Source organism: Candidatus Krumholzibacteriota bacterium (assembly GCA_034520215.1).
In the GTDB taxonomy this organism is placed as follows: domain Bacteria; phylum Krumholzibacteriota; class Krumholzibacteriia; order Krumholzibacteriales; family WJIX01; genus JAGHBT01.
Genome location: JAXHNR010000002.1, coordinates 436,675 through 450,075 on the forward strand (window position 1 = coordinate 436,675; position 13,401 = coordinate 450,075).

The 13,401-nt window shown below is 46.7% G+C and carries 12 protein-coding genes; 10 read left to right on the forward strand and 2 right to left on the reverse strand.

Annotated elements, in window-relative coordinates; all coding sequences use genetic code 11:
* The first annotated feature begins 10 nt into the window (after nt 1-10).
* The 6 genes from ispD (at nt 11) to cysS (ending at nt 6,546) form a co-directional block, all read left to right on the forward strand.
* A complete protein-coding gene (gene ispD / locus U5O15_08495) occupies nt 11-721 on the forward strand; it encodes a 2-C-methyl-D-erythritol 4-phosphate cytidylyltransferase (protein ID MDZ7860683.1) in 711 nt (236 codons plus the stop codon).
* A gap of 17 nt (nt 722-738) precedes the next feature.
* Complete coding sequence (ispF, locus tag U5O15_08500) at nt 739-1,224, forward strand: 2-C-methyl-D-erythritol 2,4-cyclodiphosphate synthase (protein MDZ7860684.1); 486 nt, start codon at nt 739-741, stop codon at nt 1,222-1,224.
* A 125-nt stretch (nt 1,225-1,349) separates the two neighbouring features.
* A complete protein-coding gene (gene gltX / locus U5O15_08505; protein ID MDZ7860685.1) occupies nt 1,350-2,789 on the forward strand; it encodes a glutamate--tRNA ligase in 1,440 nt (479 codons plus the stop codon).
* 77 nt (nt 2,790-2,866) lie between these two features.
* Complete coding sequence (locus tag U5O15_08510) at nt 2,867-3,907, forward strand: D-alanine--D-alanine ligase (protein ID MDZ7860686.1); 1,041 nt, start codon at nt 2,867-2,869, stop codon at nt 3,905-3,907.
* A gap of 67 nt (nt 3,908-3,974) precedes the next feature.
* Nucleotides 3,975-5,036 (forward strand): M42 family metallopeptidase, encoded by a 1,062-nt coding sequence (locus U5O15_08515; protein ID MDZ7860687.1) that lies wholly within the window; start codon nt 3,975-3,977, stop codon nt 5,034-5,036.
* 64 nt (nt 5,037-5,100) lie between these two features.
* Nucleotides 5,101-6,546 (forward strand): cysteine--tRNA ligase, encoded by a 1,446-nt coding sequence (gene cysS / locus U5O15_08520; protein ID MDZ7860688.1) that lies wholly within the window; start codon nt 5,101-5,103, stop codon nt 6,544-6,546.
* A 15-nt stretch (nt 6,547-6,561) separates the two neighbouring features.
* On the opposite strand, the gene U5O15_08525 is transcribed toward cysS, so the two are convergent.
* Both U5O15_08525 and U5O15_08530 read right to left on the reverse strand, forming a co-directional pair.
* Nucleotides 6,562-7,068, reverse strand: a complete 507-nt coding sequence (locus tag U5O15_08525) for a hypothetical protein (GenBank protein ID MDZ7860689.1) — start codon at nt 7,066-7,068, stop codon at nt 6,562-6,564.
* Between the two features lie 16 nt (nt 7,069-7,084).
* Nucleotides 7,085-7,651: an archaeosortase/exosortase family protein gene (locus U5O15_08530; protein ID MDZ7860690.1), complete on the reverse strand. Its 567-nt coding sequence runs from the start codon at nt 7,649-7,651 to the stop codon at nt 7,085-7,087.
* A 172-nt stretch (nt 7,652-7,823) separates the two neighbouring features.
* Between U5O15_08530 and U5O15_08535 the strand changes: the two genes are divergently transcribed.
* The 4 genes from U5O15_08535 (at nt 7,824) to U5O15_08550 (ending at nt 13,246) form a co-directional block, all read left to right on the forward strand.
* Nucleotides 7,824-8,723, forward strand: a complete 900-nt coding sequence (locus U5O15_08535; protein MDZ7860691.1) for a patatin-like phospholipase family protein — start codon at nt 7,824-7,826, stop codon at nt 8,721-8,723.
* Nucleotides 8,724-9,066: 343 nt separating this feature from the next.
* Nucleotides 9,067-11,706 (forward strand): PAS domain S-box protein, encoded by a 2,640-nt coding sequence (locus U5O15_08540; protein ID MDZ7860692.1) that lies wholly within the window; start codon nt 9,067-9,069, stop codon nt 11,704-11,706.
* Nucleotides 11,707-11,805: 99 nt separating this feature from the next.
* Complete coding sequence (locus U5O15_08545; GenBank protein MDZ7860693.1) at nt 11,806-12,978, forward strand: ATP-grasp domain-containing protein; 1,173 nt, start codon at nt 11,806-11,808, stop codon at nt 12,976-12,978.
* 133 nt (nt 12,979-13,111) lie between these two features.
* Nucleotides 13,112-13,246, forward strand: a complete 135-nt coding sequence (locus U5O15_08550) for a hypothetical protein (protein ID MDZ7860694.1) — start codon at nt 13,112-13,114, stop codon at nt 13,244-13,246.
* Nucleotides 13,247-13,401 lie beyond the last annotated feature (155 nt).

A 13,401-nucleotide genomic window follows, 5' to 3' on the forward strand; every position in this document is an offset into this window, starting at 1 on the left:
AAGGCAACATATGGCTAAAGGCGGAATTACTTGCATTATAGCTGGAGCCGGAAGGGGAAAAAGATTCGGAAAGGAAATTCCTAAGAGTTTTTTCCGGATAGAGGGGAGAACCCTGCTGGCAAGATCGATAGAGAGTATTAACATAATTGATGAATCCATCGAATTTATTGTTCTCGTACCTTCAGGCTGGGAGGAGAAGGCGGAGGAGAAGCTCACAGCCGAAGTTCCTGACGCAAAATGCCGGGTGATTGCCGGAGGGAATTCCCGTCAGCAGTCGGTGAATATCGGTTTGGATGAAATAAAAGACGCCCGTCTCATTCTCGTTCATGACGCCTGCAGACCTTTTGTTTCGCCCAGTCTCGTCCGGAAGGTAGTAGATGCCGGCATGGAATCCGGGGCGGCCGTCCCGGTGCTTCAAGCAACCGAGACGCTCGCGAGAATAAGAGATGAAAGACTTGAAGGAATAGTGCCGCGCGAGAGGGTTGTCGGGATTCAAACCCCGCAGGCATTCGCCCCTGAAATTATAAGAGAGGCTTATGATACGGCTGAAGAAAGCATAAGAACAGCCACCGATGAAAGTTCTCTTGTCCTGGCCGCCGGCCTGCCGGTAAAGGTCGTCGAGGGTGAGATATGGAATATCAAAGTAACCTTCAAAGATGATATTAAAGTGGCTTTAAGTTTTCTGACAGAGAAGAAGCTCGATCTTGCTGAGTCAGAATGAAGGGCAGGTGAGAATTAGTGGGCGACGAAGGTTACAGGGTTGGTATCGGTTATGATATTCACCCTCTTACCGAGGGAAGAGATCTTATTCTCGGCGGTGTGGAAATAGAGTATCACAAGGGGCTTGACGGTCATTCTGACGCGGATGTGCTTTCCCATGCCGTGGGTGACGCCCTGCTCGGGGCGGCTAATCTGGAGGATCTTGGGCGGCATTTCCCCGAAAGTGAGGAGTTTCGGGGGCTTTCAAGTCTGATTATTCTTGAAAAGATATCAGAACTTATTTCAAACGCCGGATTCAAAATAGTCAATATCGATTCGATCGTAAACGCCGAGAATCCCCGTTTAGCTTCCTACCGTCCTGAAATGACAGATAATATAGCCCGTTCCCTTGAAATAGATCGCTCCGCGGTATCTGTTAAGTTTACGAGGGGGGAAGGTATGGGGGAGGTTGGAAGAGGAAAGGCAATGGAAGCAAGAGCGGTCGCGCTGCTTAAGAATGATTAAGCATGAAAGTTTCCGGGGCTGGAAAGCACCCTTTGCTTTGACTTGCGGCAAGCCGCCCTTGAAAGAGCGCGGGGAAATAGTAAATAAAAGAATAAGAATTTTTTTTGTGCAGGCGGGAAGGTGTTATGGAAAAAGTAAGAGTTAGATTCGCGCCCAGTCCGACAGGTTATCTGCATGTCGGCGGCGCCAGAACCGCCCTCTTCAACTGGCTCTTCGCCAGGCACGAGGGAGGCAGTTTTATACTTCGTATAGAAGATACCGACAGGAAGCGCTCCAGCGCCGAGCTGGAAACGGCGATGCTTGAAGATATAGAATGGCTCGGCCTGAAGTGGGATGAAGGCCCGGGTTCAGGCGGCGATTTCGGTCCATATCGTCAGTCTGAAAGAATAGATATCTATAGTGATTACGCGGGTAGATTAGTCAGTGAAAGAAAGGCGTATCCCTGTTTTTGTTCCGAGGAGCTGCTGGCCCGCAAAAAAGAACGGATGATAAAGGAAGGCCTTCCGCCCAGGTATGACGGGACCTGCAGGCATCTGAGCGCCGGCGAGATAGAGGAAAAGAGAAAAGAAGGCGTTCCGGAAAGCACGCGCTTCATTGTAGATGCGGAAAAAGAAAGAAGGATTAAAGATATTATCAGGGGGGACGTTGTCTTTCCTCCGGGGATGGTGGGTGATTTCGTGATTCTAAGGTCAAACGGCCTTCCAACCTATAACTTCGCGGCCGCTGTCGACGACGCCCTTATGAAAATAACGCATGTTATAAGAGGAGAGGAGCATCTCTCTAATACACTCCGTCAGATAATGGTTTACGGAGCACTCGGCATGGATATACCGGAGTTTGCCCACATACCGCTTATTCTCGGTTCGGACAGGTCTAAGCTTAGCAAGAGGCACGGAGCTCCCAATGTCAGAGACTACAGAAGGAAGGGATACCCCCCGGACGCGGTCGTGAATTATCTTGCCATGCTCGGATGGTCGAGTCCGGATCAAAGGGAAATTATGGGGCTTGAGAGTCTGATAAGCGAGTTTACACTTGAGCGTGTCTCGGAAAGCCCGAGCATCTTCGATGTCACAAAGCTCGATTGGGTTTCCGCTCAGAATATACGCGCCGGTAAAGCGGAGAGGTATTTAGAGTCAGCCCTGAAGTATTTCCCCGAATATTTTGTGGAAAGATATAAACGCGGTGAGATTGAAAAGATCTTTAATGTGATTTCAGAGAATATGTCACACTTTTCGGAAATCGAGACCTTAATACTCCCCTTCTCGCCGCGGAAGCCGGAATTCAGCCCTGAGGCGCTGGAGACCCTGGCGGAAAGCGGAGAGCTGATAGGGTATCTAATTGAAGGAGTGGAAAATATATCTGAGTGGACGGGCGAAAATGTTAGAAATGTTATAAAAAGTTCAGGAAAGAAGGCGGGAGTTAAGGGAAAAGATCTCTATAAACCTTTAAGGGTTGCTTTGACCGGAGAAGAACATGGTCCCGATCTTTCTTCGATTATAATGATAAAGGGGAAAGAGGATGTGCTTGATTCTTTAAAGCACGCCTATTCGAAGAGCAGGAGATGAACTATTTAAAGCTTTCCGGGGCACTCTTTCTTTCCCGCTGATAATAGCGACCGGAATAAGAATTGAAAGGCTTAAGTTTGGAAAAAAATATAAGAAAACTTAAAGTGGCGGTACTTCTCGGCGGTGATTCGCCGGAGAGGGATGTATCCTTAGCCAGCGGCGGTGAAATAATAAAGGCCCTGCGCGGGCGCGGGCACGAAGTCTTTCCCGTCGACTCTGCTCGTCCGGATGGAAAATACCGCGAAGGGGAAAATTCAGGGATTGACACGGAACCTCCCGAAGAGGTTCCGCGGGTTGACTCCGCTGAGTCGCTGGGCTGGCTTCGCGGCGAGTGGACTGGGCGCGCGGATCTGCTTTTTAACGCGCTTCACGGCGGAGCCGGAGAAGACGGCACCGTGCAGGCTCTTCTCGAGACCGCCGGCGTTGTATACACGGGGGCCGGGATTCTGGGGAGCGCCATAGCGATGAACAAGGATCTATCGAAAGCCCTTATGAGCCAAGCCGGTGTACAGACAGCTGAACATATTCTTTACAGTTGCCGGCAAGGCGCGGCAGACAAAGAGATAGAGAAGAGGATAGGAGAAGGAATCGGATTCCCCGTTGTTGTAAAACCTAACTCTCAGGGATCAAGCGTGGGTTTTTCCTTTGTAGAGAAGGCTTCCGAGCTGGACGGGGCGCTGAAAAAGGGAGCCGAGTTCGGAGATAAACTCATAATAGAGAGGTATATTCCCGGAAGAGAATTGACCGTAGCTGTCGTAGGCGGGGAGGCTTTCCCCCCGGTTGAGATTATTCCCGAGGGAGGATTCTATAATTACAAATGTAAATACACAAAAGGAAGCAGCGAATATGTTGTGCCGGCAGAGATAGAGCCTGCTTGCGCTGAAAGCTTGAAAACCCAGGCTTTAATTGCCTACAATACTCTTCTGTGCCGTGATTACGCGAGGGTGGATTTCAGGGTCGACAGCGAGAGCGGGATCTTCTGCCTTGAGCTTAACACCCTTCCCGGAATGACCCAGCTGAGTCTCGTGCCCATGGCGGCCGGTCAGGCCGGCATACCTTTTGACATGCTGATTGAGAAGATATGTCTTCTGGCTCTTGAGAGAAGCGGAAAAAAGTGATGAATTTTAAAACAGCTAATATAAATAAAGACAGTTTTTTACCCGGGAGATAGAACTGGAGGGAATGATGGATCGGATAGAGAAGATGATGAAGGAATTTACCGAAACGGCGGGTGTCTCAGGAGCTGAAGAAGAGGTCTTCGCGCTGATGGAGAAGCATCTCGGAAAGGTTGCCTCGATTGAAAAATGTGGTCTCGGCTCATTCGTCGGGCGTCTTAAGAAGGGGCGCAAGAAGCCGAGGGTTATGATCGCCGGCCATATGGATGAAGTGGGACTTATGGTTTCTCATTTCTCGGGCTCTTTCATTAAATTCAATAAGATCGGAGGATGGTGGGCACCGCGGCTTCTCGGACTTCAGGTGAGGATAAAGACAAGCAAGGGCTGGATAAACGGAGTAATTGCCTCTAAGAGTCCGTTTCATATGGAGGCGGAAGAAAGAAAAAAAGAGATAAAAGCGAAAGATCTCTATATAGATATAGGGCTTACGGGTGACGAAAAACCTGAAGATCTGGGTGTAATGCCCGGAGATCCAGTTGTTCCAGACACAGAATTTCTCCCTCTAAACGGGGGCAGGACCTATCTGGCGAAGGCCTGGGATAACAGGATTGGATGTATGGCCGTTGTGGAAGCCTTAAAAAAACTCAGCTCTGTTGATCCGCCCTGCGGGGTTTACGGTGTGGGAACTGTTCAGGAAGAAGTAGGTTTGAGAGGAGCTGTTACAAGCGGACATTATGTGAATCCCGATGTGGCTCTGGCCGTCGATGTGGGGATAGCTCAGGACATTCCCGGAGCTCCCGAAGGCGGTATGGAAAAGCTCGGAGGCGGGGTGTCGATCTGTGTGTACGACGCTTCTCTTATTCCAAACCGTAAGCTCAGAGACCTGGTTGTCTCGACAGCTGAGAAGAAGAAAATACCGTATCATTTCAGCTCTATATCGGTAGGCGGCACTGACGGCGGCAAATTGCACATGGACAGGTCCGGCGTTCCCGCCATTGTTTTCGGAATCCCGACCCGTTATATTCACAGCGGCGCCGGAATATTGGATCGAAGTGATTTTGATAATGCCGTAAAGCTGATAGTCGAAGTTGTTAAATCTCTGGATGAGGAAACAGTCCGGAATCTTATTTAGTTATTTCGCGAAGCCTCGATAGTGGATATATGAAGTTGTCAAGCTGTTGGAAAGGAGTTTTTTAATGGCTCTAAAGGTGTACAATAGATTTACCGGCAGAAAGGAAGAGTTTAAACCTGTTGAAAAGGGGAAGGCCGGTATTTATTTCTGCGGGTTGACCGTACAGGGAAAGCCGCATATGGGTCATATGCTTGCTTTTGTCTCCGGCGATATCATCAGGCGTTATCTTATGTTCAAAGGGTATGACGTGACTTACGTCCAGAATTTCACCGATGTTGACGATAAGATAATAAAGAAAGCCAATGACGAGGGCATTGCTTTTAAGGACCTCGCCGAGAGAAATATAGATGAATATTTTCGTTGCGCCCGCCTTCTGGGCATATTGCCCGCTGATGTTTATCCGAAAGCCACAGAGCATATAGATGATATAATCGAACTCGTCAGGAAATTGGAAGAAAAAGGGTATGCCTATGAATCACAGGGTGATGTCTACTTTCGCGTCAGAAAGTTCAAAGAGTACGGAAAACTCTCGGGCAGAAAGATAGACGACCTTAAGGTCGGCGCGAGGATCGCGGCTGGAGAGAACAAGGAAGACCCGCTTGATTTTACTCTCTGGAAAGCTGCCAAGGAGGATGAACCGGCATGGGATTCCCCGTGGGGCAGGGGGCGTCCGGGATGGCATATTGAATGTTCCGCCATGTCGATGAAGTACCTCGGTCAGACTTTAGATATGCACGGCGGCGGGGAGGATCTTATCTTTCCTCATCATGAAAACGAAATAGCCCAGAGCGAATCGGCAACGGGAAGGAATTTCGTGAATTACTGGATGCACAACGGGCTTTTGAACCTACGCGGCGAGAAAATGTCTAAATCAACACAGCATTTCTTCTCAATAGACGAGGTAAACAGGGAGTTTTCAGGGGATGTAATCCGTTTTTATCTTATTTCAACACATTTCCGCAGTAGAGCCGAATTCAGCAGAGAGCTTATGCGGGAAGCCGAAGCGGGGCTGGAGAGGATCAGGAATGCCTGTATGTATCTCGATGAATGCTTCAGCCGCGGCGGCGGTTCAGGCACCTCAGGCAAAGGGGAAAAGGCGCTGAAGCTGGCTGAGGTCACAGGCGAGGTGCGGGATAAGTTTCTGGGGGCGATGGATGATGATTTTAACAGCGCCGAGGCGGTAGGCCACATTTTTCATCTGGTACGCGAGATCAACAGGGTCAAGAACTCCTCCGGGACAGACCTCGCGGAACATCCCGCCGTGGTTAAGAAGCTGACAGACACTATGAATATGTTTAATGATATTCTCGGTCTCTTCGCAGAAGGTCTTCCCGCCGCGGGATATGATATTCCGGAAGAAGTTTTAGAGCTCGTTCGGAAGAGAGAAAAGGCGAGAGAAAGAAAAGAGTTCGAAGAAGCTGACGCGCTTAGGGACAAAATAAAAGAGATGGGTTATATCGTGGAGGACAGCGCCGAAGGCTCCAAGGTTAAACCCCGCACAAATGAATAGAAAACACCAGGCGGATCAACGTTCCCTCGAACCGCCCAGCGGCAAAACCTTTTCCAGCGGCAATAGAGCGAACCACAGAAGGATTGGAAGGAAGAAGTTTATGGTAAGGCTGAGGAATTCGGTGCCGGACCATAACGTTTCACTTTTCTCGTAGAAGCTCAAGAAAGCCGCCGAGAGGGTCAGGATATTAGCCGCCGTGAGGATCAGAAATCCGATCGCCGCCGCAGATAATTTCTTTTTCAGTCTGATACCCGAAACAGCCGTTACGAGCGAGAAGAAGACAACGGGGTTAATGGCTATATCTTCTGTCACATTCATGGCTTTTTCGACTATTACATCGTGGCTGAAAACCGCGAGAACCGGTTTTGCTCCGTAAGCTATCAGCTTAGCGTAGTAACTTCCACCCAGGATATACAGTATAAAGAAGAGAAGGGAGGCGGCGGTAAAACGGACGGCAAATACCAATATCCATCTCCCGATACCGGCATTTTCAGTGTTTCTAAAATACTCTTTGATTTTCACCGCGCGGCCTTTCGTTTCATTTTTTCTCGCCGGCGCTTTCTGGTTTTTCGAACCGGGCGAATTTATTCATCCACAGAAATACCAGTATAAGCATGAAAACGACAAACCCGACCTGCCATAAGTATCCGTGAAAAAAACCAAACAGCGATCTCTTATGGTAAAGGATAAGAGAGATAAATATCATCCTGAGCATATTCAGAATATGGATGGCGGGAATGCCGATCAGAATGCCGATTAGTTTTCCGCTGTTTCTTGCCGGAAACGCCCCGATAATCGACAGGAATATCATCGTGGTATAAAGCCCCGTGCATTCAGCTATTACACTCATTTTTTCAATTCCGTGAGATGTCTGAAATATAAAGACGCTTCCCCTTAAATCAAAATCATACCGCATCAGTTTGAGGAAAAAGGCGATTTCTTTTGATACAATATTCTGAAGGCGCGATGTGATGGAGGGGTTCATCCGAACAAGTATGTAGGAGAGGATCCATATCGAAAAGAATGAGAAAATAAACAGGGAAAATTCCCTTCTGAAAATCCTTTTCTTTTCAGATCCCCGTTTATCGGCCAGCTTGGATTTCAATATTATATTCCTTCTTTTTTAAGTGTATGAAACAAAAGTAATGCCCGAAGCAACCGGCAGTCAAGTTCTATATGGCAATCTTGTAAGCTGCCATATTTACATCTCTTGACAAATCGGGCTTCTTGGTTGAATATAGGGACTGTTAATTTTATAAAAATTCAGCGGGTGTTTGATGATATTTGGAAAAAAGAAGATAGGTCTAGCGCTGGCGGGCGGCGGAGCAAAAGGACTCGCTCATATCGGCTTACTTGAAGTTCTTGAGAAAAACAAGATACCTGTCGATGTTATCTCCGGTACAAGCATAGGGGCGATTATTGGAGCGAATTACGCCCTCGAGCCGGATATCGGCAAGTTGAAGCAAACGGCCTTTTCACTCGTTAAATCTGAAATGTACAAGGATTTGAAACTTGACAGATTGAGACCGAGCAGGGAGAACAACTGGTTTGACAGGATCAGAAACAAGGCCAGATCGAGGGTTACCTTTGCTGAAGCGCTCTTAAAGCCTTCACTTATTTCAGAGGAGCCTGTAAAGAGATTTTTCGATGAATTCTATAATGAAAAAAAATTTGAAGACACAGAGATTCCCTTCGCCGCCGTAGCGCTCGATCTGGTATCCGGGGAAGATGTGATATTCAGGGAGGGGTTGATAAAGGACGCTCTCAGGGCAAGCACGGCGATTCCGGGAATATTCCCGGCTGTAGAGATGGGGAGCAAGTTGCTTGTGGACGGCGGAGTGACGGCTAATGATCCGGTACTCGCGGCGAGGGAACTGGGCGCCGATGTAGTTATCGGAATTATTTTCGGGTATGACCCCCGCCCGGTGGGAAGGCTTAGAAACTCTATGGATGTTATCCTGAGGGGTGACCAGCTGGCAAAGTTGAAACTGTTCAGGATGCTCATTAGCAAAGCCGATTATGTAGTTGAAATTGACACGGGAGATATGCACTGGACAGATTTCGGAAGGCTCGAAGAGTGCATCGAGAAGGGAAGTGAGGCTGCGAAAAGAAATATTGACGGATTGCGAAAGGCAACGGGCGGAAATTTCTTCAGGAGTTATTTCAAGCTGAGATAAATCGCCGAAACCAATATTCCCCTAAGCTCGTTTAGTTCTACCTTGGTTTTGACAAAACAGGTCGAATAGAAGATGTTTTGAACCGGTATTCCTCTCGATTTGAATTGAAACATAAGAACGATGATTATATAATAACTGTTATCATACATTTTCGATCGCAAGTTCCAATAAATGCCGGGATATTTATCCCCCGGGTTGAGGTGTCCCGGCGAGTTGAACGGTAAGATTTTTTGAGTGTGACAGTTTATCAGTCTAAGGTGAGTGAAGAAGGCTGAGCTTTCAGGAAGGAAAAGGGCTTAAGACCTGAAAATGTTTAAGTGTTGAGAATTGCCGGAGAATAGAAATGAAAATCAAGGAAATATTGAAAGAGGATATAAAGGGTTTTCTAGAGCAAGCCTCCGTCAGAATTGCCGTTCTCGACACAGAGTTCAATATAGTCTGGGCAAACAGGTATTACACCGGCAGCGCGGGGTTGTCCCCCGGAGAGATAGAAGGGAATAAATGTTACGCTGTCTGGGGACTGGATAAACCCTGCGGCGGCTGTCCGGTTATAGAAGCGATAGAGACGGGCGAACCGCAAGAAGCTGAATTAACATCAGAGAGCCAAATGGGATATTTATCAAAGGCTTCACCTCTTAGAGACGAGAACGGAGACATAATAGGCGCGATCGATATTTTATTTGACATTACCGGGAGCAAGAAAAGGGAATGTCTACACCGTGAAACAAATGAAAAATTCAGCAAAATGTATGAAAATATTCCCCTGCCTTATCATTCCCTCGATAAAAACGGCTGTTTCATAGATGTAAATCCCGCCTGGGTGGAGATGCTCGGTTATGAAAATGATGAAGTTACAGGTAAAAATTTCGCGGAGTTTCTGCACCCGGACAGCAAACGGCAATTTGATAAACATTTTCCGGAATTAAAAAAACGCGGATATATTCACGACGCGCAGTTTAGAATAAGGCATAAAGACGGGCATTATTTATTTATGTCGTTTGAAGGTCGAATTGGCTATGACCCCGGCGGCCGCTTCAAACAGACATACTGTGTGATGAAAGATATCACCCGGCATAAAAAATTGGAAAGCACCTTGAGGGATAAGGAAAAGAGATGGCGCAACTATGTTAAAAAAGCCCCCTACGGCATTTTCGTCGCCGACATGGAGGGAAATTATGTAGAAGTCAACCCGGCTGCCTCCGGGATTACGGGATATACAGAGGAGGAGCTGCTGAATATGAGTATCCATGACCTCTTGCCCGCTAACAGCATGGAAATGGGTGTTTCTCACTTTCAACGCCTCTGTGAAGAAGAATATTCCGATGAGGAACTTCCCTTTAAAGATAAAAACGGAAATGTAAAATATTGGCGGATATCAGCGGTCAAAATGAACCGGGACCGGTTCCTGGGATTTGTGCAGGAAACTACAGGGCAGAGAAAAGCCGAGCTAAGATTACGGGAAAGTGAAGAAACATACCGCGATCTTTTTCATAACGTGCAGGTAGGATTATTCAGGACAAAGATTGAAGACGGAATGATTCTCGAAAGTAATCAGCAGATGGCAAGAATGTTCGGTTACAGCAGCAGAGAGGAATTGATTGGCAGCTATATAACTTCTGAAAACTATGTTGATCCCGGAACAAGGGAAAGAATGGTCGAGGAAATCAGAAGGAACGGGAAAATTAATAATTTCGAGGCGAGGTTCTACCGGAAGGACGGTTCAATTTTTTATGCCAGATACTCCGCGAAGATATATCCCGATAAAGGCTGGATAGAGGGGGTTTGTGAGGATATCACCGAGAGAAAGAAGATGGAAGAGAAACGGAATGAACTCCAGTCGCAGTTGATACAGGCTACAAAGATGGAATCTGTAGGACGGCTCGCGGGCGGGGTGGCGCATGATCACAATAATATGCTGAGTGTCATTCTAGGATACACGGAGTTGATTCTTGGAAAGCTGAAGCCGGATAATCCCCTCTATAGAGATCTATTAGAAATTCAAAAAGCTGCTGAACGGTCAAGAGATATTACCAGGCAGCTTTTGGCTTTTGCCCGTAAGCAGACTATTGATCCAGAGGTTATGGGGCTGAACGATACGATTGAAGATATGCTTAAGATGCTGAAACAACTCATAGGTGAGAACGTGGATCTGGCCTGGATGCCGGAAGAAGAAATCTGGAATGTCAAGGTGGATAAATCCCAGATCGACCAGGTTCTGGTCAACCTCTGCGTAAACGCCAGGGACGCCATCGGGGGGAACGGTAAAATAATCATAGAGACTGAAAACGTGTTCTTGGATGAAGACTATTGCGGTAAACACGCCGGATTCACCGCGGGCGAATTTGTTATGCTGGCAGTAAGTGACGACGGCGTCGGTATTGATAAAAATGAGCTCGACAATATCTTCGAACCGTATTATACAACGAAAGATTCAGAAGGAAGCGCCGGCCTCGGGCTTGCGATGATCTACGGCGTCATGAAGCAGAACAGAGGTTTTATTAATGTTTACAGCGAGCTGGGGAGAGGAACGACTGTTAAGTGTTACTTTCCCCGGCATAAAGGTGAAGGGAGCAAAGCGAACGAGGAAAGCACAGATGGGGGCGGGATTGGCGGCGGCGAAACAATTCTCGTGGTTGAAGATGAAAACAGTGTTCTGGAATTAATAAGACTGATACTGGAGAAATTAGGCTACAGTGTTCTGACCGCCAGTACTGCCGGGGAGGCTTTCGAGCTCGCGGCGGAGAATGAGAATAAAATAAAATTGCTTATATCCGATGTGATTATGCCGGAAATGAACGGAAGCGAACTGGCAGATAAACTCAAGTCCCATTACCCTGATATTAAGATATTGTTTATGTCCGGTTACACCAAGAATGTTATTGCTGAAAAGGGCGTATTGGATGAGGGAGTTAATTTTATTCAGAAGCCGTTTTCAAAAATAGAGTTGGGAAAAAAGATAAACCAGTTGCTGAGCGAAGAGTAGAAAACAGTTCACGGAGAATAACCCTTCCTTTTCCGGTCAGTACTTTCCTGAAAGGAATCTTCTTCACGGCATTTGAATTTAACAGAGGACTTCAAAATAATGTTTTTCGCGGATAAACCATACATCTCGGAATTTTTCAAGAAGACTGTCCGGGACAACTCGATTCCCGTTGTAAGTACGGATATAGCAAAGAAGCTCGGTCTTTACAGCGGGACTAACCTTGTGAGTGAAGAGGAAGCAATTGAAATTTTTCGGAATTCTGATAATCCCTCCGTTTATACTACATCTGAGAACTCAATAGGATGGATATCAAAGAATCTGGCATTCAGCGGGCTGCCCGGCAAAATTGATTTATTCAAGGACAAGATCAAATTCAGACAGCTTACTGAATCTGTCTTTCGGGATCTGTTCTTCATGGAGGTTCGAGCTGGAGATTTAGAAGAGATAAGGTTTGAGGATATTCCTCTCCCCTTTGTTATCAAACCGGCAGTTGGATTTTTCAGCATGGGGGTTTATAAGGTTTCCACACGCGAAGAGTGGGTAAAGACAATTGGTTTGATAACAGAGGAGATAAAACAGTTGAAAGGGTTGTACCCGGAAAAGGTGTTAGATACGGGGTCATTCATTATCGAAGAATACGTTGAAGGTGAAGAATTTGCCGTTGACGCCTATTATGATTCTTCGGGCGAACCAGTGATCTTAGGTATCCTGAAACATATATTTTCTTCAGACGAAGATGTCAGTGACAGGGTTTATATTACATCCAAGGAGATTATCGAAAATAATATTGAAGAGTTCACCGATTTCGCGGGGAAAATAGGCCGGTTGACCGGGGTAAAAAACTTCCCGGTCCATATCGAGCTCCGCAGGGAGAACAGCGGCACTCTCCTGCCCGTTGAAGTAAACCCGATGCGTTTCGGCGCCTGGTGTACAACGGCGGACATTTCATATCTGGCATACGGGTTTAATCCCTATCTGTATTATTACTCACGGAAGAGGCCTCAGTGGCCGAGGATTCTGGAAGGAAAAGAAGGAAAGCTTTACGCTCTCATTGTGCTGGACAATTCAACCGGCATAGAGGGAGATAAGGTCACTTCTTTTGACTACGACAAACTGCTTTCAAGGTTTGAAAATCCGTTAGAGCTCAGGAAAATCGATTACAAGGAGTATCCGGTATTCGGTTTTCTGCTCACAGAAACAAGCGGGGACAATTTTGTCGAGCTTCAAAGAATACTGGATTCGGATCTGAAAGAATTTATATCAACGCGGTAAAAAATATATATTTACCGGGCTGGCTGATTATCAAATATAAATATTCGTACATATTTAAAGGGTTTGAACATTCCTCGGAATTTAGGACATTATTTTAGTAACGGCAAAACTATTTAGTTGCTCATGTTGGCAAATGGAATGGATATTTAGCTTCTATCGGGCTATTGGCATTTCAAAGTCCCCGGCGGAAGAACTGCCGTTTGTGCAGCTGTGGTCAAAAGAACTGTTTCTGGATCGCCTGAATAATTATGCTTCCCGGATTGGCTGAACAACTGAGATGAATTCTCTGGTAACAAAAAACTGTTTTTTATTGATGTTGCAATAGCCTGCCTTTAGTATGCGAATAAGTGGTATCTAAAATATAGAGTAACGTAAATGCCAAAGCGCTCCCCGGTCGGGGGGGAGGCAAATAATTTCCTGATG

Bases quoted from the DNA above. Each gene is read 5' to 3' on its own strand.
- ispD (MDZ7860683.1), top strand. From the start codon at position 11: ATGGCTAAAGGCGGAATTACTTGCATTATAGCTGGAGCCGGAAGGGGA.
- gltX (MDZ7860685.1), top strand. From the start codon at position 1,350: ATGGAAAAAGTAAGAGTTAGATTCGCGCCCAGTCCGACAGGTTATCTG.
- U5O15_08515 (MDZ7860687.1), top strand. From the start codon at position 3,975: ATGGATCGGATAGAGAAGATGATGAAGGAATTTACCGAAACGGCGGGT.
- cysS (MDZ7860688.1), top strand. From the start codon at position 5,101: ATGGCTCTAAAGGTGTACAATAGATTTACCGGCAGAAAGGAAGAGTTT.
- U5O15_08535 (MDZ7860691.1), top strand. From the start codon at position 7,824: ATGATATTTGGAAAAAAGAAGATAGGTCTAGCGCTGGCGGGCGGCGGA.
- U5O15_08540 (MDZ7860692.1), top strand. From the start codon at position 9,067: ATGAAAATCAAGGAAATATTGAAAGAGGATATAAAGGGTTTTCTAGAG.
- U5O15_08545 (MDZ7860693.1), top strand. From the start codon at position 11,806: ATGTTTTTCGCGGATAAACCATACATCTCGGAATTTTTCAAGAAGACT.
- U5O15_08550 (MDZ7860694.1), top strand. From the start codon at position 13,112: ATGGAATGGATATTTAGCTTCTATCGGGCTATTGGCATTTCAAAGTCC.